Annotated in this window: 31 protein-coding genes and 3 pseudogenes; 27 read left to right on the forward strand and 7 right to left on the reverse strand. The window is 46.0% G+C overall.

The window, feature by feature from the left end; translation table 11 throughout:
- Positions 1-67 precede the first annotated feature (67 nt).
- From DXE44_RS01225 to DXE44_RS01265, 9 genes and pseudogenes are all read left to right on the forward strand, one after another.
- Entirely contained in the window at positions 68-1,111 is a 1,044-nt protein-coding gene (locus tag DXE44_RS01225; protein WP_114652011.1) for a polysaccharide biosynthesis protein, read from the forward strand.
- Between the two features lie 4 nt (positions 1,112-1,115).
- Positions 1,116-2,243, forward strand: coding sequence for a UDP-2-acetamido-2,6-beta-L-arabino-hexul-4-ose reductase (gene wbjC / locus DXE44_RS01230; protein ID WP_114652013.1), 1,128 nt, complete (start codon positions 1,116-1,118; stop codon positions 2,241-2,243).
- Between the two features lie 223 nt (positions 2,244-2,466).
- Positions 2,467-2,646 (forward strand): annotated as a pseudogene (locus DXE44_RS11280) (IS3 family transposase); the annotation flags it as partial.
- Between the two features lie 61 nt (positions 2,647-2,707).
- On the forward strand, positions 2,708-3,856 hold the full coding sequence (locus DXE44_RS01240; RefSeq protein ID WP_114652017.1) for a UDP-N-acetyl glucosamine 2-epimerase: 1,149 nt from the start codon (positions 2,708-2,710) through the stop codon (positions 3,854-3,856).
- 7 nt (positions 3,857-3,863) lie between these two features.
- Positions 3,864-5,111 (forward strand): glycosyltransferase family 4 protein, encoded by a 1,248-nt coding sequence (locus DXE44_RS01245; protein WP_114652019.1) that lies wholly within the window; start codon positions 3,864-3,866, stop codon positions 5,109-5,111.
- Positions 5,108-6,055 carry a UDP-glucose 4-epimerase family protein gene (locus DXE44_RS01250; protein WP_114652021.1) on the forward strand — a complete coding sequence of 316 codons (948 nt, stop codon included), beginning with the start codon at positions 5,108-5,110 and terminating at the stop codon, positions 6,053-6,055. Before DXE44_RS01245 ends, DXE44_RS01250 begins: the two co-directional genes overlap by 4 nt.
- Before the next feature lie 19 nt (positions 6,056-6,074).
- Complete coding sequence (locus tag DXE44_RS01255; RefSeq protein ID WP_114652023.1) at positions 6,075-6,635, forward strand: sugar transferase; 561 nt, start codon at positions 6,075-6,077, stop codon at positions 6,633-6,635.
- Between the two features lie 172 nt (positions 6,636-6,807).
- Positions 6,808-8,793 (forward strand): polysaccharide biosynthesis protein, encoded by a 1,986-nt coding sequence (locus tag DXE44_RS01260; protein ID WP_331851821.1) that lies wholly within the window; start codon positions 6,808-6,810, stop codon positions 8,791-8,793.
- Between the two features lie 29 nt (positions 8,794-8,822).
- Positions 8,823-9,239: a hypothetical protein gene (locus DXE44_RS01265; protein ID WP_114652027.1), complete on the forward strand. Its 417-nt coding sequence runs from the start codon at positions 8,823-8,825 to the stop codon at positions 9,237-9,239.
- Here the strand turns inward: DXE44_RS01265 and DXE44_RS01270 are convergent.
- Together DXE44_RS01270 and DXE44_RS01275 are read right to left on the reverse strand one after the other, a co-directional pair.
- Entirely contained in the window at positions 9,229-9,828 is a 600-nt protein-coding gene (locus DXE44_RS01270) for a site-specific integrase (protein ID WP_162785836.1), read from the reverse strand. The genes DXE44_RS01265 and DXE44_RS01270 overlap by 11 nt on opposite strands.
- Before the next feature lie 43 nt (positions 9,829-9,871).
- The gene (locus tag DXE44_RS01275) at positions 9,872-10,243 is read right to left on the reverse strand and encodes a site-specific integrase (protein ID WP_114652031.1); all 372 of its coding nucleotides are present in this window, start codon (positions 10,241-10,243) and stop codon (positions 9,872-9,874) included.
- Positions 10,244-10,322: 79 nt separating this feature from the next.
- Between DXE44_RS01275 and DXE44_RS01280 the strand changes: the two genes are divergently transcribed.
- The 6 genes from DXE44_RS01280 (at position 10,323) to DXE44_RS11285 (ending at position 12,514) form a co-directional block, all read left to right on the forward strand.
- Positions 10,323-10,562: a helix-turn-helix domain-containing protein gene (locus DXE44_RS01280; protein WP_114652033.1), complete on the forward strand. Its 240-nt coding sequence runs from the start codon at positions 10,323-10,325 to the stop codon at positions 10,560-10,562.
- Positions 10,563-10,565: 3 nt separating this feature from the next.
- Positions 10,566-10,910, forward strand: a complete 345-nt coding sequence (locus tag DXE44_RS01285; RefSeq protein ID WP_114652035.1) for a hypothetical protein — start codon at positions 10,566-10,568, stop codon at positions 10,908-10,910.
- A 285-nt stretch (positions 10,911-11,195) separates the two neighbouring features.
- On the forward strand, positions 11,196-11,447 hold the full coding sequence (locus DXE44_RS01290) for a hypothetical protein (protein WP_114652037.1): 252 nt from the start codon (positions 11,196-11,198) through the stop codon (positions 11,445-11,447).
- A 181-nt stretch (positions 11,448-11,628) separates the two neighbouring features.
- Positions 11,629-11,907 (forward strand): type II toxin-antitoxin system RelE/ParE family toxin, encoded by a 279-nt coding sequence (locus DXE44_RS01295; RefSeq protein WP_114652039.1) that lies wholly within the window; start codon positions 11,629-11,631, stop codon positions 11,905-11,907.
- A gap of 10 nt (positions 11,908-11,917) precedes the next feature.
- Complete coding sequence (locus DXE44_RS01300; protein ID WP_114652042.1) at positions 11,918-12,211, forward strand: HigA family addiction module antitoxin; 294 nt, start codon at positions 11,918-11,920, stop codon at positions 12,209-12,211.
- 27 nt (positions 12,212-12,238) lie between these two features.
- The gene (locus tag DXE44_RS11285) at positions 12,239-12,514 is read left to right on the forward strand and encodes a HigA family addiction module antitoxin (protein WP_114652044.1); all 276 of its coding nucleotides are present in this window, start codon (positions 12,239-12,241) and stop codon (positions 12,512-12,514) included.
- 185 nt (positions 12,515-12,699) lie between these two features.
- Here the strand turns inward: DXE44_RS11285 and DXE44_RS01310 are convergent, their stop codons facing one another.
- The 4 genes from DXE44_RS01310 to DXE44_RS01320 form a co-directional block, all read right to left on the reverse strand.
- A complete protein-coding gene (locus tag DXE44_RS01310) occupies positions 12,700-13,395 on the reverse strand; it encodes an MraY family glycosyltransferase (RefSeq protein WP_162785839.1) in 696 nt (231 codons plus the stop codon).
- Positions 13,396-13,712: 317 nt separating this feature from the next.
- Positions 13,713-13,955, reverse strand: coding sequence for a calcium:cation antiporter (locus DXE44_RS10205; RefSeq protein ID WP_197712794.1), 243 nt, complete (start codon positions 13,953-13,955; stop codon positions 13,713-13,715).
- A complete protein-coding gene (locus tag DXE44_RS01315) occupies positions 13,952-14,716 on the reverse strand; it encodes a calcium:cation antiporter (RefSeq protein WP_197712795.1) in 765 nt (254 codons plus the stop codon). Before DXE44_RS01315 ends, DXE44_RS10205 begins: the two co-directional genes overlap by 4 nt.
- Before the next feature lie 94 nt (positions 14,717-14,810).
- Positions 14,811-15,011 (reverse strand): hypothetical protein, encoded by a 201-nt coding sequence (locus DXE44_RS01320; RefSeq protein ID WP_114652048.1) that lies wholly within the window; start codon positions 15,009-15,011, stop codon positions 14,811-14,813.
- A 136-nt stretch (positions 15,012-15,147) separates the two neighbouring features.
- Between DXE44_RS01320 and DXE44_RS01325 the strand changes: the two genes are divergently transcribed.
- From DXE44_RS01325 to DXE44_RS01335, 5 genes are all read left to right on the forward strand, one after another.
- Complete coding sequence (locus DXE44_RS01325; protein ID WP_114652050.1) at positions 15,148-15,726, forward strand: HdeD family acid-resistance protein; 579 nt, start codon at positions 15,148-15,150, stop codon at positions 15,724-15,726.
- Positions 15,727-15,815: 89 nt separating this feature from the next.
- Entirely contained in the window at positions 15,816-15,938 is a 123-nt protein-coding gene (locus DXE44_RS10875; RefSeq protein ID WP_269460660.1) for a hypothetical protein, read from the forward strand.
- A gap of 68 nt (positions 15,939-16,006) precedes the next feature.
- Positions 16,007-16,870 (forward strand): acyltransferase family protein, encoded by an 864-nt coding sequence (locus tag DXE44_RS01330; protein ID WP_197712796.1) that lies wholly within the window; start codon positions 16,007-16,009, stop codon positions 16,868-16,870.
- A gap of 32 nt (positions 16,871-16,902) precedes the next feature.
- Positions 16,903-17,082, forward strand: coding sequence for a hypothetical protein (locus DXE44_RS10210; RefSeq protein WP_197712797.1), 180 nt, complete (start codon positions 16,903-16,905; stop codon positions 17,080-17,082).
- A gap of 189 nt (positions 17,083-17,271) precedes the next feature.
- On the forward strand, positions 17,272-17,916 hold the full coding sequence (locus DXE44_RS01335) for an NYN domain-containing protein (protein WP_269460687.1): 645 nt from the start codon (positions 17,272-17,274) through the stop codon (positions 17,914-17,916).
- Positions 17,917-17,923: 7 nt separating this feature from the next.
- Here DXE44_RS01335 and yjgA read toward each other — a convergent pair whose 3' ends face one another.
- Complete coding sequence (gene yjgA, locus DXE44_RS01340; protein ID WP_114652054.1) at positions 17,924-18,451, reverse strand: ribosome biogenesis factor YjgA; 528 nt, start codon at positions 18,449-18,451, stop codon at positions 17,924-17,926.
- A 127-nt stretch (positions 18,452-18,578) separates the two neighbouring features.
- On the opposite strand from yjgA, the pseudogene DXE44_RS01345 reads away from it, so the two are divergent.
- The 7 genes and pseudogenes from DXE44_RS01345 to DXE44_RS01365 all read left to right on the forward strand — a co-directional run bounded on the left by DXE44_RS01345 (position 18,579) and on the right by DXE44_RS01365 (position 24,396).
- Positions 18,579-20,216: pseudogene (locus DXE44_RS01345) on the forward strand (GMC family oxidoreductase).
- A gap of 88 nt (positions 20,217-20,304) precedes the next feature.
- Positions 20,305-20,574, forward strand: a pseudogene (locus tag DXE44_RS10465) (EamA family transporter); the annotation flags it as partial.
- A 178-nt stretch (positions 20,575-20,752) separates the two neighbouring features.
- Positions 20,753-21,127, forward strand: a complete 375-nt coding sequence (locus DXE44_RS10470; RefSeq protein WP_231970525.1) for an EamA family transporter — start codon at positions 20,753-20,755, stop codon at positions 21,125-21,127.
- Positions 21,124-22,038: a ketopantoate reductase family protein gene (locus DXE44_RS01355; protein WP_114652056.1), complete on the forward strand. Its 915-nt coding sequence runs from the start codon at positions 21,124-21,126 to the stop codon at positions 22,036-22,038. Before DXE44_RS10470 ends, DXE44_RS01355 begins: the two co-directional genes overlap by 4 nt.
- Before the next feature lie 35 nt (positions 22,039-22,073).
- Positions 22,074-22,961, forward strand: coding sequence for an AEC family transporter (locus DXE44_RS01360; protein ID WP_114652058.1), 888 nt, complete (start codon positions 22,074-22,076; stop codon positions 22,959-22,961).
- Between the two features lie 266 nt (positions 22,962-23,227).
- Positions 23,228-23,602 carry a type 2 periplasmic-binding domain-containing protein gene (locus DXE44_RS10215; RefSeq protein ID WP_197712798.1) on the forward strand — a complete coding sequence of 125 codons (375 nt, stop codon included), beginning with the start codon at positions 23,228-23,230 and terminating at the stop codon, positions 23,600-23,602.
- A 5-nt stretch (positions 23,603-23,607) separates the two neighbouring features.
- Complete coding sequence (locus DXE44_RS01365) at positions 23,608-24,396, forward strand: TRAP transporter substrate-binding protein (RefSeq protein WP_197712799.1); 789 nt, start codon at positions 23,608-23,610, stop codon at positions 24,394-24,396.
- The last annotated feature ends 10 nt before the right edge of the window (positions 24,397-24,406 follow it).

A 24,406-nucleotide genomic window follows, 5' to 3' on the forward strand; every position in this document is an offset into this window, starting at 1 on the left:
TTGCGCGCCGGTGGTGGTGTTAAGCATCAGGTTGGGGTGATGCAACGACGAAAAAAAGGAATTATTGATGTTTGAAAATAAAAAACTATTAATCACAGGTGGAACAGGCTCTTTTGGAAATGCAGTTCTCCGTCGTTTTTTGGATTCCGGTATTGCTGAAATCCGCATCTTTAGCCGCGATGAGAAAAAGCAGGATGACATACGCAAGCGCTACGGTCACCCCAAGCTCAAGTTTTACATTGGTGATGTGCGCGACTTGCGTAGCGTGGCCTCTGCCATTCGCGGGGTGGACTACGTGTTTCATGCGGCGGCGCTCAAGCAGGTGCCTTCGTGTGAGTTCCATCCCATGGAGGCAGTGCGCACCAATGTGCTGGGCACCGAGAACGTACTAGAGGCCGCTATTGCCGCAGGCGTCAAGCGTGTGGTGTGCCTCAGCACGGACAAGGCCGTGTACCCCATCAACGCCATGGGCATCAGCAAGGCCATGATGGAAAAGGTGATGGTAGCCGCCAGCCGTAACCTGGAAGGCACAGGCACGGTGATTTGCGGCACGCGCTACGGCAACGTGATGGCATCGCGCGGCTCGGTGATTCCGTTGTTTGTGGAGCAGGTGCTGGCGGGCAAGCCCATTACCGTGACAGACCTGACCATGACGCGCTTCATGATGACGCTGGACGACGCGGTGGAACTGGTGCTATATGGGTTTGAGCACGGCAGCAATGGCGACATCTTCGTGCAGAAGGCACCGGCTGCCACCGTGGGAGTGCTGATGCAGGCCATTCTGGAGTTGATGGGAAAGCCGGATCACACGGTGAATGTAATTGGTACTCGCCATGGCGAAAAGTTATACGAGGCGTTGTTAGGTCGCGAAGAAATGGCCTGCGCCGAAGACCGGGGCGATTACTTCCGCGTGCCACCCGATGCGCGCGACCTGAACTACGCCAAATTTGTGGAGCAAGGTGAGCAGCGCATGACCCAAAGCACGCATGGCGAAGACTACAACTCGCACAACACCACCCAGCTCGATGTGACGGGCATGAAGGCACTGTTGCTCAAGCTGGACTTTATGCAGCGTATTGCGCGGGGTGAATCGGCGGTGGCGGAGGAATAACATCATGAAGGTGCTGATTACCGGATCCAACGGCTTCGTTGGCAAGAATTTGCAGTTGCATCTGGCCCAGCGTAAGGATGTGCGGGTGGTCTGCTTTACCCGTGACGAAGACATGTCGCGACTGCCTGCGCTGTTGCATGGTGTGGATTTTGTGTTTCACCTGGCTGGCGTTAACCGTCCGCTAGACCCGGCTGAATTTGTGTCTGGCAATACAGACTTGACGCAGGCGCTTTGTAAGGTAGTGGCCAACGTAGCCGAGATAACTGGCAAGAAGGTGCCAGTTGTTTACACATCATCCACACAGGCGGCCCACGAAAATGCCTATGGCAATAGCAAGCGCGGCGCTGAGGATGCGCTGTTGGAACTACAGCGCATCCACGGTGTGCCGGTGCATGTGTTTCGCTTGTCCAATGTGTTTGGTAAGTGGTGCAAGCCCAACTACAACTCGGTGGTGGCGACGTTTTGCCATAACATCGCGCGCGGCCGGCCGATTCAGGTCAATGATCCCGCCGCACCTCTCACGCTTGTGTATGTTGATGATGTAATGAAGCGCTTTGTGCAGATCATGGATGGCGCGGATGCTGCGATAGATGCCGATGGTTTTGCCACCATGGCGCCGCAATACACCACTACAGTAGGCGAACTTGCGCGTCAGTTTCAGGTATTCAAGGACAGCCGCGAAACGCTAATGACCGAGCGCGTGGGCACTGGGCTGGTTCGGGCGCTGTATGCCACCTACGTGAGTTATCTGCCGGTGGAATCGTTTGCTTACACCGTGCCGCAATATGCTGACCCGCGCGGCGTGTTTGCAGAAATGCTCAAAACGCCTGATTGCGGCCAGTTCTCATATTTCACGGCTCACCCCGGCATTACGCGGGGTGGCCACTACCACCATAGCAAGACCGAGAAATTTCTGGTGATCAAGGGCCAAGCTTGCTTCAAGTTCCGGCACATGCAAACCGGCGAGACACATGAACTGCTTACCAGCGGTGACAAGGCCGAGGTGGTGGAGACCGTGCCTGGCTGGACGCACGACATTACCAACATTGGCACCGACGAGATGGTAGTGATGCTGTGGGCCAATGAGGTTTTTGACCATGAGAAGCCAGATACGTTTGCTTGTGCGGTTTAAATATGTTGCTAGCCCTTTGCCGGTAAGTGTGAGCTGTGACCTTCCCCCGATACTCCAGAACAAATGGAGCTATCTCACCTTAGGGTTGAAAACTTACGCTTAAAGCAAGAAGATGAAATTGATCCGATAAAACCAGACAGGTCAGGGTATTAAAGTGTGCTCTATGAGTCGCAAAGGTAATTGCTGGGATAAAACTCCTGCCGAAAGTTAGTTTGGTAGTTTTAAGAATGAAGCCATCTTTGGCAATCGCTTTGCCACCCATGAGCTTATGGAGGCTACTTGCTTTGACTATATTGAAGTGCGCTACATCCGTAAGCGCCTTCACTCAAGCTTAGGCTATCAGTCCCCTAAGCAATATTTACAGAACTGGTTAACCAAGAAAGGGAGGATGCTGGTAGCATGATGACTCACGCTGATTGCAGGTGAAAAACGAGGGGAAAGTCACAACTATCAATTTTGAAATTATGAAAAAACTAAAAATCTTGACTGTGGTTGGTACTCGCCCTGAAATTATTCGCTTGTCGCGCGTATTGACGCGGCTGGACGAGCACTGTGAGCATATTCTAGTGCACACAGGCCAAAACTACGACTATGAGTTGAACCAGATCTTTTTTGATGACTTGGGCGTACGCAAGCCAGACTACTTTTTGAACAGTGCAGAAGGCAGCACTAGCGCTGCCCACACCATTGGTAATCTGATCATCGCGGTGGATAAAGTGCTTGGCGAAGTGCAGCCTGAAGCTATGCTGGTGCTGGGTGACACCAACAGTTGCCTGTCAGTTATTTCGGCTAAACGCCGAAAAATTGCAATATTTCACATGGAAGCTGGCAATCGTTGTTTTGACCAACGCGTACCCGAAGAAACTAACCGTCGCATTGTTGACCACACGGCCGATGTCAATTTGACGTACAGCACCATTGCACGTGACTACCTGCTACGTGAGGGTTTGCCGCCAGATTTGGTTATCAAAACCGGTAGTCCGATGTTTGAGGTGCTAACGCATTACCGGCAACGAATTGACGCATCGGACGTTTTGGCCCGCTTGGGGTTGGAGGTTGGCGGCTATTTTGTGGTAAGCGTGCACCGTGAAGAAAACATTGAGTCTGAGCAGTCGTTCACCAAACTGGTAGCCGTGCTGAACGCCCTAGCTCAAGACTATGGCCTGCCAGTGATCGTATCGACCCACCCTCGCACCCAAAACCGGGTTGATGCCACGGGCTCGGTGTTTCACCCGCTGGTGCGATTGCTAAAGCCGCTGGGTTTTCATGATTACAACAAGCTGCAACTCTCTGCACGTGCCTCCTTATCAGACAGCGGCACGATCAATGAGGAATCATCGATCCTGAACTTTCCGGCACTGAACCTGCGTGAGGCGCATGAGCGCCCTGAAGGTATGGAAGAAGCCGCCGTGATGATGGTGGGGCTGGAGGTAGAGCGCATGCGCCAGGGCTTGGCCATTTTGGCAACGCAGCCGCGCGGTGATGACCGCAGTGACCCCCATGGGATTCGCCCGGTCTATGACTACAGCATGCCCAATGCCTCAGATAAGGTATTGCGAATCATTCATAGCTATACGGATTATGTGAAACGTGTAGTCTGGAAGAAATATTAAGGTCGTCGTGCGAATTCTTGTTGTTACCCAGTATTTCTGGCCAGAAAATTTTCGTATTAATGACTTGGTTTCAGAGTTTTGCTGTCTTGATCATGAGGTTACCGTACTAACAGGGCGCCCAAACTACCCCTCTGGCGTGGTTTTTCCTGCATTTAGATTAAATCCATCTGCTTACGCAAAGTTTGAAGGTGCCAATGTAATAAGAGTGCCTGTAATTTCCCGTGGTAAAGGTGGACTGAGGTTGGTGTTGAATTATGTAGGCTTTGTTATGTCAGCAACAGTTCTCGGGGTTTGGCGTTTGCGAGGTCAGAAGTTTGATGTAATTTTTGTTTTTGAGCCCTCACCTATCACTGTTGGTTTGCCCGCAATCTTGCTTAGCTACATTATGAGTGCCCCCCTTGTTTTTTGGGTCCTTGATCTTTGGCCGGAAACTCTTGAGGCTATTGGAGTGGTTCGCTCGAGATATATTTTGAAAGCCATTGGCCGTTTAGTAACCTTTATCTATAATCGGTGCGATTTAATATTGGCGCAATCGAAAAGTTTTATTCCACAAATTCGTCGGTATTGTAAAAAAGAAATAAAAGTCGAGTACTTTCCGAGCTGGTCAGATGCTACATTTAACTTTTCAATTGTCGATTTGGCCAAAGAAGTGCCTGCGAAAAAAGGTGTATTTAGTGTTATGTTCGCCGGAAATATTGGCGATGCGCAAGATTTTCCAGCCATACTTGACGCTGCTGAAGTGTTAAAGCGTAATAAGGGAATACGATGGCTAATAGTTGGCGAAGGGAGAGTAAGTGAATGGGTTAAGTCTGAAGTAAGTCGACGTGGCCTTGAGCATTGTGTTCTGTTTTTTGGCAGCCACCCTATAGATCGAATGCCTTCCTTTTATAAACATGCCGATGCATTGTTGATGTCGTTAAGGGCGGAATCAATTTTTTCGATGACCATTCCTGGAAAACTTCAGTCCTATCTTGCTGCTGGCATTCCGGTGCTTGCAATGCTAAATGGAGAAGGGGCAGAGATCATTCGTAGATCAGGCGCTGGTATAGCCACTCCGGCTGGGGATGGGCTGGCTTTATCTTCCGCAATAATGCAAATGGCTAATATGAATACTGAAGATCGGTTGAAGATGGGGCGAGCTGGTTTGGCTCTTAGCGAGTATGAGTTCAACCGAGGGACTCTCATCTCCAAGCTATTGTCGTGGTTTGATGAATTGTGTGTAGCTGGAGGTGAGATTCAGGGGCGTTTTAAATGATTTTAGTGACGGGGGCATCCGGTTTTGTGGGGGAATTTTTATGTGCAAGTTTAGTTAAATGCTCTCCTTTACGTATTTCAGTTCGAGATAAATCTAAAGCTAAGTTGTTCGCAAATGTAGATATTATTGAAGCATCTCTATCCCCCGATCAGAATTGGTCATCCACGCTTTCTGGAATTTCAGTGGTCGTTCATTGCGCGGCCAGAGTGCATGTGATGAATGAGGAGGCTGCGGATCCTTTATTAGAATTTCGCCGAGTGAATGTCAATGGAACACTTAATTTTGCTCGACAGGCGGCTGAAGCGGGAGTGCGTCGCTTTATTTTTTTAAGCTCAATAAAAGTAAATGGAGAATGTTCTGTGCCCGGTCACCCATTTACGACAGATCAAATTTCTGCGCCAAGTGACCCCTATGGGGTTTCAAAATATGAGGCTGAAATAGAGCTAAAGGCATTGGCTGCAGAAACGGGGATGGAGGTGGTAATTATTCGTTCGCCACTTGTCTATGGCCCAGGGGTCAAGGCGAATTTTCTGTCCATGATGAAATGGGTAAAGCGAGGGATTCCACTGCCGCTTGGTGGCGTCACAAAAAATCGCCGCAGTTTTGTCTTCATTGATAATCTCGTTAGCGTGATTGTTGCTTGCATCAATCATCCTTCGGCAGCTAATCAGACATTTCTGGTATCGGATGACGAAGATCTATCAACTGCAGAATTATTAAGGCGCATGGCTTTTGCACTTGGGTACCCTTCAAAATTAATACCAGTCCCAGTAGCTTTAATCATCCTCGGCGCAAAGTCATTTGGAAGGGTGGATATTGCTCAACGTCTTTGCGGTTCTTTGCAAGTTGATATAAAAAAAACAAAAGATTTGCTTGGCTGGTCACCGCCTGTGAGTGTCGACGAAGGGTTGTGTCAGACTGCGGCCCACTTCTTGAAAATGTAACACTAGGTATATTTTTACTATGAAGCGAATATTTGATCTTGTATTGGCGCTCTTTGTTGCTATTGTGTTGGCATTGCCGACCTTAGTAGTGGCCATTGTCGTCCGATTGACCTCATCTGGGCCTGCGCTGTATTGGTCAGACCGTGTAGGTAGGCGCAACATCATTTTTAGGATGCCAAAATTTCGCACTATGCAAGTTGGAACCCCTACTGTAGCAACCCACCTCCTTTCAGGCTCAGGTCAATATCTAACACCCGTAGGTTCATTTTTACGAAAATTAAGTCTAGATGAGTTGCCACAGCTATGGAGTATTTTGGTTGGTGATATGAGTTTTGTAGGGCCTCGTCCAGCGTTATTTAATCAATATGATCTAATTGCGTTGCGTACGCAATATGGCGTGGACAAGTTGGTGCCGGGATTAACTGGTTGGGCGCAAGTAAATGGTCGTGATCAATTATCAATGCTAGTCAAAGTCCAATATGAGGTGGAGTATCTTAATAATCAGTCTTTTTGGTTTGATATGAAGATACTGGGCTTAACCTTTTTAAAAGTGGTTCGGCGATCTGGGGTCTCTCATTGATTTGAGAGAGCATCTTCCCCAACTTTTTATTTCCTGCGCCATTCGCTCTGATTGGACAGTTCTAATTAATAAAATCGGTTACTTTCAGTAGGTTTTTAGATGGGAATAGTTTCTATGTGCCATTAACGCCCATATCGCTTCTTATTTTGATATGTAATTTATAATCAAACTTGTGCCCATTAATGCAACTAAACAGTCATTATTAAACCTACCTCGCTCAGTTAAGAGGGGCTTGGTGATGTTCGGAGATGTCCTTATTTGTGGATTTAGTGTTTGGCTTGCATTTGGACTTCGTCTAGATCAGTGGGGATATTTTCAGGGCCAGCAGTGGATGGCATTCATTGCTGCTATCGGTTTTTCATTTCCCCCTTTTGTTTCTTCTGGCTTATACCGGGCTATTTTTAGATATGTTGGCTCGGCTGCGCTCGCTTCAATGGCGCGCGTTTTCATCATTTACACGGGCTTATTCTTCTGCACTTTTACGCTCCTTGGAGTAGATGACGTTCCTCGGTCAATTGGCGTCATTCAACCAATCCTATTGTTTATCGGAATTGGCACCAGTCGATACTTTGTGCGCTATTTTTTAGGTAGCATCAACAATGTTCAAAAGTCATTTCAGCGAGCTCAGCCTATTGCGCTGATTTATGGAGTTGGCTCAGCAGGCCGTCAATTGGCATCAGGCATCACTAGTAATAAAGAAATGTTGGTCAAAGGTTTTATTGATGATGACCCTCATTTGCAGGGAAGCACAGTGAATGGGATTTCTGTATACCCCAACACTGATGTGCAAGGGCTTATTCATCGACTAGACATTACGGATGTGCTTTTGGCCATTCCCTCTGCGAGCCAAAATCGCAGAAGTGAAATTATCGCCTCATTAAACGGGTGTGGCGTACGTGTTCGCACCTTGCCAGGACTCATTGATTTGGCCTCTGGTCGTGTTAGGATTTCAGATTTACATGACCTGGACATGAACGACTTACTCGGAAGAGCGGTGGTTCCGCCCGATGAAGAGCTATTAGAAAAAAATATTCGCGACCAAGTTGTATTGGTAACCGGAGCGGGTGGCTCCATTGGTAGTGAGCTATGCCGTCAAATTATAAAGTTTTCTCCTAAATCATTAATCCTGCTCGATAGTAGCGAGCACTCCCTCTATTTAATTTATGAGGAATTAAAGAAAGCAGTTACCGCGCTTAAGCATGATGATTTGGCGAATGGTGGTGATGGCCAAGATTCTCTGCCTCACCCAGCCTTGTCAAACAAGTTGGCGGCTAGCTTGGCTTCAGTTCGAGATAGCGATTTGTTGCGAAAGATTTTTAGAGCTCATCAGCCAAATACGGTCTTTCATGCGGCTGCATATAAACATGTTCCATTGGTTGAGCAAAATCCTGCCGAAGGCATTCGTAATAATGTGTTTGGGACATTCACTTGTGCTCAGGTGAGTTTAGAGTGTGGTGTCAGCAATTTTATTTTGGTGAGTACTGATAAGGCTGTTAGACCTACCAATGTGATGGGGGCTAGTAAGCGAATTGCCGAGCTAGTTTTGCAGGCAATGGCAGAGGTTTCTGCTAAGGGTGACCATTCAACGAATTTTTCGATGGTGCGCTTTGGTAATGTGCTCGGATCATCAGGGTCTGTGGCGCCTCTTTTTAGCGCTCAAATTGCGGCAGGCGGACCCATTACCCTGACGCATTCTGAAGTGACTCGCTATTTCATGACCATTCCTGAGGCGGCGCAATTGGTGATTCAAGCGAGTGCCATGGCTGTCGGGGGTGATGTCTTTGTATTAGACATGGGTGAGCCCGTGCGTATTCATGATTTAGCTGTCAAGATGGTGTATTTATCGGGTCTATTGGTTAAGGATGAGGCTCACCCTCACGGCGACATAGAGATTGAAGTCACTGGTTTACGTCCAGGTGAAAAGCTCTATGAAGAACTCTTGATTGGTGATAATCCACAGCCAACGGCTCACCCAAAAATCATGAAGGCACATGAAGAATTCATGTCTTGGAGTGATTTGCAGCAAGAGCTTGAAAAGCTTAATATTGCCTTGGCCGCATGTGATGGTAAGTTGATTAAAGGCATGCTCAAAAAGTTAGTGCCTGGCTACCAGCCTAATGGCGATGTAGTAGATTGGAATGGGCGGGGGAACTCCTAAACCATGAGCGCCCCATTAAAGCTTGATGTTTGTGCCATGATCTTGATGCATTTTTAAAGCAGTGGTGGATTTTGTCAGTTAATACATTTCTCTCTGATCTTAAGCAATTTTTCATCAATTCATTCTCAGACCCCGTATATCAGGATGGGGTCTTGTATTTCATCATTGAAGAGCTGCCCAATCCAAGAGATTCTGAAATATTTAAAATTCTATGCGGCAGTACCCAGATTGCTTTGGATGCGGTTACTCTAGATGAGCCGGGGGTTATTATTGCTAATGAGCTCATTGGCCTGCATGCGGCTACCATTTGTAAGTACCTATACCAAAAAATTGAATGTGTAAATATTGCACCTTGGGCTCAAGCAAAAATTGAAGCTCGCATGGCAAGAATTGGCTTAAAATCTAGCCCAGCTTTAGCGATGCCGCGTTCTGAGTTTAGCAATTAGAGTGTTCCACATATCTCATCACCGTATCCGCTTTTGACCATCTACCACGCTGCATAATAATTGGCATGCTTGCTCCAGAGTTTAGTAAATCCTGAGCAGCGCCTACTCTCATCGAGTAACCGCTGATCCCTTTAATGACCGATTCATCTAGTCCAGTCGTCCTAGCAATCCGTTTGTAAATGCGATTGACCTGCCCAAAGCCTAGACAGTTTTGTGAAATTTTCCCTCCACGGTTAATGCCGACTATAAGATGCTCGCGCTCTTCAGGAAGTTCTTTCATCCAATCCATTAATGCTAGATGTGCTTTTTGACTTAGGTATAGCCATTTCCCAGTAGCATCCTGATCAGTTTTACTTTTTCTCAGGAGAATGGATGACGTTTCAATACTATTCTTCATGTTGATTTGGACATCCTTGACTTGCAGCGAGACTAATTCACTACGCCTGCATAAGGTGTCATAGGCCACTAGTAATAAAGCCCGATCTCGAATACCTCTAATGGAATTGTCGGTAGCTAATAGCAACCTGTCTAAGGTGTCTGCATTAATACTTCCAGCCTGATTAGAGGAGTGCCCTAATTTTTGATGCATTCTGCGCACCTCTAGGCTGACATCAGGATCTTTTGTGGGATCATCAAATCGATTTAGTTTTGAATAGCAGAGAGCCCACACAAGGCTCGCCGAATGCTTGCAGAAGTCTGCCGCTGCCTGTTAATTCACAAATATATTGCGCTACTAAATTGGGTTGTGCTGGCAGCGCATTGGCATTTCTTTCATGGCAAAAGTGGAGGAAATCATTAAAGTCTGCGCGATAGGCTCTGATGGTTGATGGTGCATATGCACCATCAATTTTCACAATGGTTTCTTGAAGGAGTCTGGTGGCCTTATTGAAGTCCGAAAATAGAGTCACCACATCAGCGCTTCGCTGGCCAGTACTCACGAGTTGCAGCCTTCTTTTAACTGGACTTTTGGGGTCAGATTGTGCAAAATCTTGATTATTAAGCATATTTTGAACCTCTTTTGTTCAATTTAATAAATAATTAGTTCTATAAAGAACTAATTATTTATTAAAGGATATATTTAACTTGATTACAAGCGCTCAAATTCGTGCTGCGAGAGCGTTGCTTGATTGGTCTCGTCAGACACTCTCCGAGCGTTCTGGCGTTGGAATTTCTGCATTAATGCGTCTTGAGTCCGCCGCTGGTATTCCTGGTGGAAATATCAAGACATTTGAGGCTGTCCAAAAAGCATTTGAAAAAGCAGGTATCGCATTCATTGGCGGTCCCGATGATGGTCCAGGTGTTCGGTTATTTACTAAAGGCTAGGTAATGACCAAATCCTCATCTGTTACAAAATCCAAGTCCTCTGGCGGCCCCCAGAGTGACGACGGTAAAAAGATTGCATTGCGTAATTCGTTAAAGACAGGCGCCTATTCCAAGCTCGTGGTATTGCCCAACGAGAGTCAGCAAGAGTTCGATCAATTGGTTGAGCAATTTCAGAGGGATTTCTATCCCAAGGATGCTGTGGAGATGATGTTGGTGCGTGAGATGGCCGTCATCACCTGGAAAAAGCTCCGCTCGAAAAGTTGGAGCACGACTACTGCGCGCGCCAGTTGGCAGCGCAAATTACTTTGGAAGAGTTTCTTTCCATTAACACTCTGTTTACAGATATGACCCACCGGTTCTGGGTCGACACAATGGGGTGCCAAGTGGGAAGGGGGCCGAAAATCTCGCTAGACTTGTCGGGCTACTAGAGCCGCATCGTAATTTAAATATGAGCGTTGAACAGCTGGGACTGATTAAGAAGGATTTCCCTTTTGTCTACGATTCAGTCTTGGCGAAATACTATCAGCACACATCCCTGGCCAGTGGCGAGCCCAGCCTTGAGGAGATCGTGACAACGGTCATTTGGTTTGATGATCTATCAAAAAATACCTTGTCCCGATCTGTGTCAAGAGTATGTTGCCATACTATCAAGGCGGCTTGCAGTGCGTCAAATTCCGAGAGCAAATCGAAGAGGGTGTTATTCAGATTCGACAAGAGCGCCTCCTCAAGATGATGCAGTTAGGCGGAGTGCAACGCGCCAGCGATGATCTCAATCGCACCATGATCCGCACGGTGAACGAGTACCGCAAGCACCACGAGTGGCGCATTCAGAATCGCACTGAGCAATTACCCGATGGAGATGCCAATCAGCTCACTGCAGACTAGAGCGGTACTGTTTTTACGAATGAGACGTATTCGTAAATGAGAATGAGTCCGTTTTGTAGATTTAGTTAATAGAAAAAGTGGGGCAGAAATACGCCCGCTAATGCCATGTATCACGTATGCCTTTATCTTTGATTTGTGTAAAAAATCATGTAAACTGTTAATTAACACAATACAATATAACATGATCAAATCTTTCAAACATAAAGGCCTTAAGGATTTTTTTGAGAGTGGAAATAAAGCAGGAATTTTGACGCATCATGCGAAAAAGTTACAAATTTTACTAACCGCATTAAATGCTGCTAAAGATGAACGCGATATGAATGCACCGAGCTGGCAATTGCATTCCTTAAGTGGAAACTTAAAAAAGCATTGGTCGGTGAGTGTCAGCGGCAATTGGCGTATCACCTTTCGATTTGATGAAGGTGATGTTGAGTTGGTTGATTATCAGGATTATCACTAGGGGAAATGACATGAATATGCACAATCCAGCGCATCCAGGTGAGGTGCTTAGAGAGTGGTTGCCAGAAGGAATGCGTATCGAGCAGGCTGCGCAGCAATTGCACATTTCTCGCACCACTTTATCCAAGGTACTCAATGCAAAATCAGGCCTCACCGCACCCATGGCCTTGAGGCTGGCTGCGTGGTTGGGGACCTCGCCCGATTTATGGCTGGGAATGCAACTGCAGTGGGATTTGCGACAGGCAAAAAAATTACGATTACCTAAAATTAAACCCATTAAGCGCGAAGCTGTTTTAGTCGTTTAATGATAGGCCATATTAGATCGTAGCTAAATTAATGCGAAGCACAAGAGATTCAACCGAAGGCCTACTCATCCTGGGTTAATTTTGCGTGAGGATGTTTTGCCTAGCGTAGGTATTTCGCAAGCAATTTTTGCCAATTATCTGGGGCTTAGTTCGTCAACCGTATCCAAAGCCCTAAATGAAAAGAGTGGGGTGAGTGCGCAATTGGCAGTTCGCATCTCAAGGATTATTGGAGGCTCTCTCGAAAGTTGGTTGCGTATGCAAGGTGCAGTGAATGTTTGGGAAGTTCAGGGGATCACAAGATAATTTAAATGCACTCGCTATGGGGAATTAAACACCCCATATTTATCTCAAGTGCATCCAACTAGGCGTTCTCAGTTGGACAATTCTTGCGTAGAGCCATACATAGCAAGTGATAAAAATCAGGCTGGAAGCAATTAAGGCCGGGGTTGAGTGCCACCAAAGGATTGCTGGCGTGACGCCCAATACCGTCAGGACCCAAAGATAGGGCGCTGTTTAGCGTTGGCTGAAAAGATTCCCTGGCAGTGGTGGGGTAGTAGGATTCGGCGATAGATGAGCGTATGGAAGTGAATCCCATCGGGCTGACCTAGACTCTTGCCTTGACGGATTTTTCTGCGATAGATTGTGAACAGTGTTTCAACAATGGGGTAGCCATTAATGAGTAAGGCAAACCAGGGCGAGATCTCCCGGTGTCTGTAGGTCAGTATGACGCTCAGGCTGGCGATCCAAAATCCAGTGAGATAGGCGCCACCATCACCCAAAAAGATTGGGCCTCTTGGATAGTTCCAAATAAAAAATCCCAAAATGGCAGCAGCCATAATCAGACTCAGATACATAATCTGTGAGTCGGCAACTACAAAACTGACGTATGCAATGGCTAGTAAGGTAATGATGCCTACCATGCTAGCTAGGCCGTTAAAGCCATCAATAATATTGTAGGCATTTGCCAGGCCGGTAATCGCAAAAACAGTTAGTGCGCCACCAGTAATGGAAAAAGTAAGAATCAGATTAACATAAGGGATATCTAATCTCGTTATGTAGGCTGGCATCAGGTAGACCAACATGGCAGCAGAAATTGCAGTAAAAACTAATCTGAGTCTAACGCTAATTTTTTTGGTTAAGTCTTCGGTTAGGCCAACGGCAAAGGTGGGGATTGCGCAAACCAATAAGGTAAGCTCCGTAATTGGAACTTGATGATTTTTAAATCTAAAGATCGTGGATGCAAATATCCCAATGGCGATACTAATGCTACCAATTCTGGGACGGCCCGAGTATGAAATTTTTGCGGTCCTAATAGGTCTGAGTCTGCTGAGAATCGCTCGTGCAGATGCTTGAAGCGAATAATGAGTAACGTCGCAACAAATGAGGTGAGAAAAGCGGCTAGTAAACCTGATATCTTTTGATTATAAATTCTAAAAACATACTCAGAGGTAAAATTTGCTGGGTATGATAGTTTTAGTATTGATTTGGGGGCTAATGTACCTTAGGGAACCAAACTCAAAAACAAGAACTCAAAGAAGATAATCAAGTGAACAATTCCTTGTAATAGTGTAGTTCTGCCAATGGCCAGCGTTAGGGCCCCAATAAAGAATGACAGGTACATCAGCGTCATATTCAGACTGCTGATACCCAAACTTAGTGGCAAATTAAAGATGATGGCGAAAGCCGCCACCGTCGGAATGGTCAATCCAATACTGGCCAAAGCCGAGCCAAGCGCCAAGTTCAAACTGCTCTGACTGCTGCAAAGCCTTCCGGTAGAAGTACCAGCATGGCAATGGCAATACCCACAACAGTCTTGGGTGCGCCTGCGGCTTTGACTCCTGCCTCAATGGCAGGGTTTAAGGCTTCAGCAAGGCCAACTCCTGCTGCAAGGGAAATGAGCAATAAAAGGAGGCTAGTAGCAGTCTTGAGATTGCTGGGCTTTTCTGCGTGCGTATCACTATTGGTCTTTTGATCTTCTGCCTTGGGAAGGTAGTAATCACGATGGCTCACCGTCTGGAAGAATATAAAGGCGCCATATAAGGCGAAAGAGGCAATACCCGCAAATGCCAGCTGCTCCTTGGTAAAGTCTGGTCCAGGAGTACTCACGGTCACCATGGGCATCACGAGAATGAAGGTCGCTAAAGCGGTCAGTACAGCTAAAGCAGAATTAGTGCCTTCATTACGAAAAGACATTTCATGATGCTTAAAACCACGCATGAATATGCATAAACCAATCACGCCGTTCATCACAATCATAACGGTAGCAAATACGGCATCACGCGCAATAAACTCAGAGCCTTCATGGCTAGCAAACATCATTGCAATGATGAGAGATGCCTCAATGATGGTCACGCTAATGGCGAGTACTAGGATTTCGTATGGCTCACCAGTTTTGTGGGCAATGACTTCTGCATGGTGTACAGCGGATAACACTGCTCCAATCAGCGTGATTGCCATTAAGACAATGAACCAGGTTTGATTCAGTAGCGGGGCCAAAATATCCATTAATTAGTGAACTTACCTTAAATTACTTTGATAAAAAAATACGTTTACAAGGTGACAGTTCATCGCTCACTCATAAACCTAGTTGATCCCGAGTTTAACTAAATACAAGAGCCATTCCAATCCATAAAAGAGCAAAACCGCATAATAGGGTGACACTCGGTTTCTTGAGGAAGTGCTCTAGGCTATTGATATAGGCCTCATCATCACGACCGCAGTAGCGATCAAAATGCTTCCACACCATAGAACCCACGAGCACTGGTATCAAGATTGCTAGGATTCCAAAAATAATTGTCATAGAGTTTTCATTCTCTTTTAATGATTTCTTGCGCCAGCGAGCTCTAAAAGCGTGTTTAGGTATTAAACCCTGAGATAATAGAGAAATTAATCATTATTTGTATTTACCTTTTCTTTATTCTTTGAAAGCTGTCCACATGACCGAGTTGTCCCTTACCCAAATAAAAGAAATCCGAGCCGCTGTTTTAGGTGCCGCTGCCAAAGTGCCTGGCACTCTTATTGGCATGGGCGTTTTATTTATTGTTCTGGGCATGATTGGTATTGCTGGGCAAACCTTATTTTCTTTTGTCACGATTAATGTGCTGGGCGCATTCTTGGTCCTGGGGGGTGTATTGCAGTTTGCGCATGCCATCAAATCTATTGGCTGGAAGAGTGTGTCAATTCAGCTAGCGTTGGCATTTCTCTATATTGCCGCTGGTTTATATACCTGGGCATTTCCGATTCCTGCGCTAGAAGCTATTACGCTATGGTTAGCAGCTATCTTCTTTGTTACTGGTGTGCTACGTTTGATTTCAGCATTTCAGCACCGTCACTTCAATGAGTGGATTTGGTTAGTGTTGTCCTCAGCCATCTCTATTTTGATGGGCGTACTGATTATGAGTGGCTATCCCGAGAGTAGCCTTTGGTTGCCTGGCCTCTTAATTGCCATTGAGCTTTTATTACAAGGCTGGTCACTGCTTTTCCTAGGATTAGCAGCACGTTCTTTGACTAAGTAATACTCGGGGGAATGTTTTAAACATTTATTGACTATGACAATGAAAAAACAGACCTCTATAAAAACCTGGCCTTAACTACTGCTCAGCGTATGAAAAATGCCGCTAAGACGCCAAAGCCGGGTGCTGCAGAGCGTATTGCGAAAACCAAAAAAGAGCTTGCTAGTAGCAATCCTATGCTGGCCTCTTTGATGGGTAAGGCAAAGTCAAAATAAAGTCCTTCAGTCAGATCATTCACCATTTTCTAGTTACTAGATTGAGTCAGGGCGATTAAGTTACTCCATTGAAAAAAGATCACTCACTTTTTCTGATTGATTTGCTAAAAGTGAGTGCAGCTTTGCTGATTATTTTGCATCACCTATCCAGTTATGGACAGATTGCTATAGATGCAAAATTGGCCTTACCAATGCTCATGGAGTATTTATTTGAGTATGGTCGCTTTGCAGTACAAATCTTCTTGGTGATGGCAGGCTATCTCGCTACCCAATCGCTAACCCGTTTTGCTAAACAAAAATTTAGCGCCAATCTGGCCTTGCGCATCATTATCAATCGCTATTTACGTTTGTTTGCTCCCTATACGGTAGCACTAGTCTTCACCATTGCTTGTGCTTGGCTTACCCGCTTTTGGATAAATGATGAGTTCGTTGGTAAGCAAGAGACACTGGGTCAATTTGTGGCGCACCTCTTCTTCTTGCAGGGGATTTTAGGTTTAGATTCTATTTCTGCGGGCGTTTGGTATGTGGCGATAGACTGGCAGCTTTATTCAGTATTGGCCATCCTGCTGATGTCCTTTAGCTCGTATCAAGCTTTAGTTTGGCTACTGAGTATTGTGTCCGTTAGTTCATTGCTGTATTTCAATCGCTCCAGCCAATATGAGTCTTACTTCATTTACTTTTTAGGCTCCTATAGCCTTGGAATGCTCGCCTATCTAGCGAAAAACTATTCAGACCAAAAGATCAGGGGTTTAGCTAAATGCTTATTATTTGCGCTTGGGGCCGTGATCGCAATTTCTTCTTTTCAGGAATTTTGGGCTCGCAATGTCTTGGCATGGTGCGTAGCACTAGCCTTATTTATCTGGGGTAAAGCAAGCTACCCCCCTGTTAATCCTAATAACTCCGGCCTTAAAAAAGAGCCTTACAAGCAATAGCTTGGGCAAGTCCACGCTCTTACTGCGCCTTCTTGATTCACTTTGCATTTATCTTGTTAGCAAACACGATATATATTGCTTCAGGTTTGTATGTTCATGCCAATGGCGCGATGGCGATTGGCATGATGGTTCTCGTGGTGATTGTGAGTGTGATTGCATCGAACTACCTTTATCGCTTGGTTGAGATTCCATTGGCCAAATTAAAGATTTAGAAGATTATTTTTTATCTTATAGGCTTGAAAAACATTTACTGGTTAGGCGAATTCACCACCCTCAAAAGGTTATATAGTTTGAACACGACTCACCCATTAACCGTTCGGTATATCCGATTGCTTTTTGGGCGACAGACCACCTTCGGGTGGTTTTGTCTTTTCTAGAGCGGGAAAATTATCAAAACTACTATTTATATTGATGGTTACAACCTCTATTACGGCTTGCTAAGAAATTCAAAATTGAAGTGGCTGGATATTGTGAAGTTATTTTCTGAGTACATCTTAGATAAAAATGCAGAATTAACTCAAGTGCGCTATTACACGGCGCCTGTCCTCGGAAGGATGTCGGATGACCCGATGTCAACCCAGCGACAAAGGCTATATCTTCAGGCCTTAAGAAAAATGTACCCCAATTCTTTGGAAATAATCCAAGGAAAAATTTTAGCAACAACACCCTACCAAAGATTGGTGAGGCCCATTAATGAAGCCCCTGAATTAAAAATAGTTCAGGTTTATGACTTTAATGAAAAAAAGACCGATGTTAATTTGGCATCAGATCTCATTACTGGGGCTTGGACAGGCGCATATGAGCAGGCCGTAGTTTGTAGCAATGATTCTGATCTTGAGGGTGCGTTAGCGGCGGTAAAGAGGCACCATGCCCAATTGCGAATTGGTTTAGTTGCGCCAATTCAAAGTAAAAATCATCGACATATTTCGGGTGATCTAGCAAAACACTCCGACTGGGGAAAGATTCTCAGTGTTTCGCATGTGGCTGCTGCGCAGTTACCATTGAAGATTCCGAACTCAAAAATCCAAAAGCCTGACTCTTGGTAGGGGGTGTTTATATCCCCATATCCTTGAGGACGCGGAAGATTTCTCGATAAGCCTTAGGAGGTTTATTAGTTTCTTTTTCCTTGCGCGCGTTGCGAATGAGGGTGCGCATATTCTGAATATCCATATCGGGATATTGCTCAATCATTTTGGTAAAAGCTGCATCATCGGCGATCAGTCGATCGCGATAAGACTCTAAATGGTGGAGCTTGGCAGTCTCTACTTTGCTAACACCCTGGATTGCATCTAGACGCTTCTGAATGGCATCCAACTCTTCTTCATCCAAAAAGCGCATGAGTTTGCCAAGGTATTGTTTATGGCGACGTATGGCTTCAAAACTTTTGATTTTGTTGGTTTCAGCAATGGCAGCCTTAATGGCCTCATCCAGTGGAATGGTCTTTAATGCATCGCTACTGAGAGCTGCTAGAACCTCGGCCAGCTTCTGGCGTTCAGTCATCTGGCGCTTGAGCTCTGACTTGCTAGGACCATCATCAAGATCATCTTTCTTGGGGGTCCGGTTCTTTTCATTAACGTGCATGGAGCTATTTTAGACGTGTAATGATGCTTGCCCACCAAATCCCTTGGATAGTTTCGATAAATTTACGCCCCTTGCTTGCTTGGTGAATAATAGCCAATGAACCCCTAGCCACTCTCTAGCGGAAAATATGACCCAAATTCAGAAATACGACTTCATCATCATTGGCGCAGGTAGTGCAGGCTGCATGCTGGCCAAGCGCTTGACCGAGAATCCCGCTAAGCGGGTGCTGTTGATTGAAGCTGGGTCGAATGACAACTATATTTGGATTCATATTCCAGTGGGTTACTTGTATTGCATTGATAACCCAAGGGCTGATTGGCGTTTTAAGACTGCCGCAGAAAAGGGCTTAAACGGCCGCTCATTGATCTACCCCCGCGGCAAAGTTTTGGGCGGCTGCTCTTCGATTAACGGCATGATTTATATGCGCGGCCAAGAAGGTGACTATGCCAATTGGGCCCGGGAGACCGGTGATGACGCATGGTCCTGGGAAAATGCTTTGCGACGTTATAAGTCTTTTGAGGATTACCACGGCAACGCTAATCAATGGCACGGCAAGGGTGGCGAGTGGACAGTATCACGGCAATGCTTACGCTGGCCGATTATGGATATCTTTAAGCAGGCTGCTATTGAAGCGGGCATTCTGGCATCAGAGGATTTCAATCAAGGTGATAACTTTGGGGTCGGGTATTTTGATATCAGTCAACACAAAGGTTGGCGCTTAAATACTGCTAAAGCATTCTTACGCGATGCCGCTAAACGACCTAATCTCACAGTGATTACCGAGGCCGTAGTCAATAAGCTCTTGATTGATCCGGTGAGTAAAAATTGCTTTGGGGTGCAATATCTCAAAGACGGCCAAACTCTTGAGGTGCATTGCCAATCTGCCGATGCTGGCAAGCAAGGTGAAGTGATTCTGAGTGCCGGCTCAATTGGAAGTGTGCAAATTTTAGAGCGCTCAGGTATTGGTGCAGCAGATCATCTTCAGCGCTTGGGTATTGAGGTGATTGCTGATTTACCAGGCGTCGGCGAGAACTTGCAAGACCATTTGCAGTTACGCATGATCTATAAAGTTAGCGGTATTCAGACTCTCAATACCAAAGCAAACTCTTTGCTTGGTAAGTTATTAATCGGCATGGAGTACATATTAAAGCGTAGCGGCCCGATGTCTATGGCACCATCTCAGCTAGGTGCTTTTGCCTACAGCTCTCCAGAGCACACTTCACCGAACGTGGAGTATCACCGTGCAACCCCTATCCTTAGAGAAGTTTGGCGAGGATTTGCACACCTTTGATGCCATTATGGCCAGCGTTTGTAATTTGCGTCCTACTTCGCGTGGTAGCGTGCATATTGATTCAAAGGATCCACAAGCACCACCGGTGATTGCTCCCAACTACTTATCTACCGATGCTGATCGCCAAGTGGCGATTGAGGCATTACGCCTTACTCGCAAGATTGTCGAAAGCCCTGCTTTAAGACTCTATATGCCTGAGGAGTACAAGCCGGGTAAAGATTATCAATCGGATGAAGAGCTAATTAAAGCTGCAGGTGATATTGGTACGACCATTTTTCATCCGGTGGGTACTTGCAAGATGGGGCGCAACGATGATCCCATGGGGCGGTACTCGATTCTCAATTGCGGGTCAGGGGAGTGAGTAATTTACGAGTAGTGGATGCCTCGGCAATGCCAACGATTACCTCAGGAAATACTGCAGCACCAACCATGATGATTGCGCAGCGCGCAGCAGAATTGCTCTGCGGTGAGTAACTCAGTTAATAGACTGCCCAATCGACTACCCCTTAGTCATCTTCTTTTGGCGCTAACCATTGTGGCAATTTGGGGAACCAATTTTGTTGTGATCAAAAAATCACTGGATGCGTTTCCACCATTTTTATTTGCAACATTGCGCTATGTCTTTGCCTTATTGCCTGCCATCTTTTTTGTGAAGCGCCCCAAAGTCTCTTGGCTCAACTTAGCAATGTATGGGATCTTTATTGGGGTTGGGCAATTTGGCATTTTGTTTTATGCAATCAATGGCCACATTACGCCAGGCTTAGCTTCATTAGTAGTGCAAACCCAAGTGTTTTTCACTATTGGCTTTGCGATGATCTTTGCTAAAGAGCGGCTTTACTGGCATCAAGCCATCTCCATTGGAATTGCGATGATCGGTCTCTTGGTGATTGCGAGTCACATTGACAGTCAAACCAGTTTGCTCGGAATCGGATTAGTCATCTGTGCAGGCTGCGCCTGGGGAGCAGGCAATACCGTGAGTCGACAAGCAGGCGCTACCAATATGTTTGCCTATGTTGTGTGGGCCAGTGCATTTTCTATTCCACCCCTGTTATTGCTGTCTCTGTATTTTGAGGGGGGGATATTCCAGCTTAGTTTCAGCGATAGAGTTAGCGCCCTTAGGAGCTTGGGCAGGAGTCTTTTGGCAATCTTGGGCCAATACCTTATTTGGTTACGCCGCTTGGGCCTGGCTTTTATCTAAGCATCCGGCAGCTCTTGTAGCCCCAGCTCCTTTATTGGTTCCGATCTTTGGCATGGGGGCAACCGCTATTTTCTTGGGTGAATCACTACCTGGGTGGAAGTTCTTAGCAGCAGGCTTGGTTATGGTGGGCTACCTGGGCACAATTTATGGTTTATCGTTCACAAAACATTCCTCGAGGAAATCATGAAGATATTAATTGTGGGCGCGGGTGGTATTGGCGGCTATTACAGATCGAAGTTGATGTTGGCTGGTGCAGATGTCACTTACCTCCTACGCGAGAAACGCCAGGCGCATATTGAGCAGCATGGTTTGGTAGTGGAGACACCAAAAGGTAGTTATACGGTGAATCCTAAAACAGTGACCGCTCAAGAGCTAAAGCCGATCTATGACCTCATTATCTTGGCACCCAAAGCCTTTGATTTAGAAGACTCTTTGCAGTCGATTGCTGGGGCTTTCAGCCAAGGTCTCATCTTGCCTTTCCTCAATGGCTTGGCGCATATAGAGCAACTAGATAAGCACTTTGGTCGCGAACGCGTGATGGGCGGTATTGCTCATATCGCTGCAACGATTACCGAGACAGGTGCAGTAAAGCAGTTAACCGATTTGCATGTTCTGACCGTCGGTGCCCGCACACCAAGTCAAGAGGCTGTGGCAAAAGCATTTTATGAGTTGTGTCAGAAGACTGACTTTAATGCAGTCTATAGCGAGAATATTGAACAAGCGCTGTGGGATAAATGGACTTTTCTGAGTGCCTTAGCGGGAATGACCACTTTATGTAATGGCTCTATTGGAGAGATTGTTGCTACTCCTTATGGCGATGCACTGACTAAAACCATGTATGCACAGTGTTGTGCGATTGCAGATGCACGTGGATTTACGGTCGCTGCTGGCGTGCAAACTAAATCGATTGAGATGCTCACCGCAGTTGGATCGCCAATGACGGCATCGATGTTGCGAGATTTAAACGCTAGTAATAAAACAGAGCATGGGCATATCTTGCTCGAGATGATCAATAAGGCGCAGGCTAAGCAATTGGACTGCGATTTAATCAAGATGGCATATACCCATATTGAAGTGATTCAGCGTCGTAATGCTTAAGCAATAAGTATGAATATGGATATGAGTATTTGCCAATGATCTTGCGCATTCTGGGTATTACCCTGCTAATCTTTGCGATTGTGTTCGCGGGGTTCTTATATGCACGATATAGAAAGCCCAATATGAGTGGTGCTAATCACACCCTCATTGATTTGGCATTACCGTGTTTTATTTTTATCTCTTTATCGGCTAAGCCACTGGATTTCACAAGCGCTGGCTATTTGGTGTTAGCGGCAGTATTGATAGTCGTATTTTCAGGTCTATTGGCTTTGCCTTTGGCTAAATATTCCGGTACGGGGGCCAAAGCCTTATTGCCGTCCATCATGTTTACCAATGTCGGCCCGATTGGTATTCCGCTCACGGTCTTGGCATTTGGGCAAGATGGATTGGCACCATCAGTGCTTCTCATGGTGCTCTCCAATATTTTGATTTTCTCGCTAGGTTCGGCAGTGATGACCGGCAAGATGGATGCTAAAAGCATTTATGCCAGCCCCTTGGTATGGTCGATGGGTCTAGGGCTGTGGTTTGGTCACTTTCAGATGACTTTGCCGGACTGGCTAGATACCTCGGTCACCATGGTCAGTACTATTTTGATTCCCTTGATGTTGATCTCTCTGGGCACTCGCCTAGCCGAAGGAAAAATCGAGCATGTCAAAGCGGGGGTCGTTGCGACTGCACTTTCGATTGTTCTGCGCCTGCTGGTAGCCTATTTGGTGATATGGGCATTACCTTTGGAATCTATTCAGAAGGGTGCATTAATCATTTTTGCTGGCTTGCCCCCTGCGGTATTTAATTACATCTTGGCCGATCGCCATAATCAAGAGCCCCAGAAAGTGGCCTCCATCGTTATGGTGGGGCATCTACTGTCGGTGATCTATTTACCTCTGGTGATTTGGCTAGCCATCTATACCGGTACGCCCTAAGCACAAGCTGGGATTAAACCTATTATTAAAGTGGTTAAGGTAGATAAGGTAGAAGGTAAAGTAGTTGAGGGAGATTCCGTCCGCTAGCTCCAGGGCTAATTAGGTCCAGCAAACCCTTGAAGTTAGTACCTCCGCCTGAAAGAGGGTTTTAGGGTGAATCATTTTCATGGAGAAATTAGCGTAAACCCCAATTGAGATGCTGGTAGGGAGGAATACGATCGTGTTGTTGTTATGCTGATTAATAAAAAAAGAATTGGAGATATTCGATGTCTATTACTGCCAAAGATGCAGCCCCAGTAGTTGTTCAAGAAGAAAACACAAGTCAATCCCGTAGAAAGTTTTTCAGCAAAGCAGGTGCTGCTGCTGTAGCTGTTCCACTGGCTGGCTTCCCAATGATTTCTGTAGCTCAAGCTCCTGTTGTATTGAAAATGCAAGGTGCTTGGGGTGCAAAAGATGTCTTCAATGAAATGGCTGAAGATTACGTCAAAAAAGTAAACGAAATGTCTGGCGGTAAGCTCAAGATTGATTACCTCGTTGGCGGTTCAGTAGTTAAGCCGTTTGAAGTAACTGACGCGGTTAGTAAGGGTGTTCTAGATGGGGTCACCAAGTTGCGGTTTACTGGTACGGTAAGTCTAAAGTAGCCTCATTGTTTGGCTCTGGCCCAATTACTGGTGCTAACGCTGAACAGACTCTCGGTTGGATTCAGCGTGGCGGTGGCGATCAGCTCTATCAAGAGTTGCTCAAAAAGTTGAACCTGAACATCAAAGGTTTCTTTGCGTTCCCAATGCCAACTCAGCCATTAGGCTGGTTTAAAAAGACTCCACCAAAGAATGCTCAAGAGCTCGTTGGTTACAAATATCGTACCGTGGGCCTTGCGGCTGACTTGATGCAAAGCATGGGTATGAAAGTAACTCAGTTGCCAGGTGGCGAGATTGTTCCAGCGATGGAGCGTGGTGTGATTGACGCATTTGAGTTCAACAACCCAACTTCTGACCGTCGTTTCAGCGCTCAAGACGTGGCCAAGAACTATGTGATGGGTTCATTCCACCAAGCGATGGAATTCTTTGAAATCATTTTCAACAAGACCAAGTACGATTCTTTGTCTCCTGAAAATAAGGTAATCCTCAAGTACGCAGCTGAAGCAGCTTCATCTTCAAATACTTGGATGGCTCAGGATTACTACTCTAAGGACTTGCAAGGGCTCATCACTAAGGACAAGGTGAAAGTTACACGTACACCAAAATCCATTATGGAAGCACAGCTCAAGGCTTGGGCTGAGTTGACTGCTAAATTGAATGCAGAAGATCCATTTTTCAAGAAGTGTGTAGATTCTCAATTGGCCTGGGCTAAGCGCGTTGCTTACTATGGCTTCTTGAGTGACGCAGACTACAAGGCAGCTTACGAGTATGTATTCAAAACTAAGCCTCCAGTATAAATGCTGATCT

The sequence above is a fragment of the Polynucleobacter necessarius genome (assembly GCF_900095175.1).
Lineage (GTDB): Bacteria > Pseudomonadota > Gammaproteobacteria > Burkholderiales > Burkholderiaceae > Polynucleobacter > Polynucleobacter necessarius_I.

Coding starts and splice junctions, on each gene's coding strand:
- DXE44_RS01225 (WP_114652011.1), top strand. CDS start 68: ATGTTTGAAAATAAAAAACTATTAATCACAGGTGGAACAGGCTCTTTT.
- wbjC (WP_114652013.1), top strand. CDS start 1,116: ATGAAGGTGCTGATTACCGGATCCAACGGCTTCGTTGGCAAGAATTTG.
- DXE44_RS01270 (WP_162785836.1), bottom strand. CDS start 9,828: ATGCATCAAAAATTAGGGCACTCCTCTAATCAGGCTGGAAGTATTAAT.
- DXE44_RS01325 (WP_114652050.1), top strand. CDS start 15,148: ATGACCGAGTTGTCCCTTACCCAAATAAAAGAAATCCGAGCCGCTGTT.
- yjgA (WP_114652054.1), bottom strand. CDS start 18,451: ATGCACGTTAATGAAAAGAACCGGACCCCCAAGAAAGATGATCTTGAT.
- DXE44_RS01290 (WP_114652037.1), top strand. CDS start 11,196: ATGTTGCCATACTATCAAGGCGGCTTGCAGTGCGTCAAATTCCGAGAG.
- DXE44_RS01250 (WP_114652021.1), top strand. CDS start 5,108: ATGATTTTAGTGACGGGGGCATCCGGTTTTGTGGGGGAATTTTTATGT.
- DXE44_RS01300 (WP_114652042.1), top strand. CDS start 11,918: ATGAATATGCACAATCCAGCGCATCCAGGTGAGGTGCTTAGAGAGTGG.
- DXE44_RS01295 (WP_114652039.1), top strand. CDS start 11,629: ATGATCAAATCTTTCAAACATAAAGGCCTTAAGGATTTTTTTGAGAGT.
- DXE44_RS01355 (WP_114652056.1), top strand. CDS start 21,124: ATGAAGATATTAATTGTGGGCGCGGGTGGTATTGGCGGCTATTACAGA.
- DXE44_RS01320 (WP_114652048.1), bottom strand. CDS start 15,011: ATGACAATTATTTTTGGAATCCTAGCAATCTTGATACCAGTGCTCGTG.
- DXE44_RS01275 (WP_114652031.1), bottom strand. CDS start 10,243: ATGCTTAATAATCAAGATTTTGCACAATCTGACCCCAAAAGTCCAGTT.
- DXE44_RS10470 (WP_231970525.1), top strand. CDS start 20,753: ATGTTGTGTGGGCCAGTGCATTTTCTATTCCACCCCTGTTATTGCTGT.
- DXE44_RS01240 (WP_114652017.1), top strand. CDS start 2,708: ATGAAAAAACTAAAAATCTTGACTGTGGTTGGTACTCGCCCTGAAATT.
- DXE44_RS01255 (WP_114652023.1), top strand. CDS start 6,075: ATGAAGCGAATATTTGATCTTGTATTGGCGCTCTTTGTTGCTATTGTG.
- DXE44_RS01315 (WP_197712795.1), bottom strand. CDS start 14,716: ATGGATATTTTGGCCCCGCTACTGAATCAAACCTGGTTCATTGTCTTA.
- DXE44_RS10215 (WP_197712798.1), top strand. CDS start 23,228: ATGTCTATTACTGCCAAAGATGCAGCCCCAGTAGTTGTTCAAGAAGAA.
- DXE44_RS10875 (WP_269460660.1), top strand. CDS start 15,816: ATGAAAAATGCCGCTAAGACGCCAAAGCCGGGTGCTGCAGAGCGTATT.
- DXE44_RS01360 (WP_114652058.1), top strand. CDS start 22,074: ATGATCTTGCGCATTCTGGGTATTACCCTGCTAATCTTTGCGATTGTG.
- DXE44_RS01285 (WP_114652035.1), top strand. CDS start 10,566: ATGACCAAATCCTCATCTGTTACAAAATCCAAGTCCTCTGGCGGCCCC.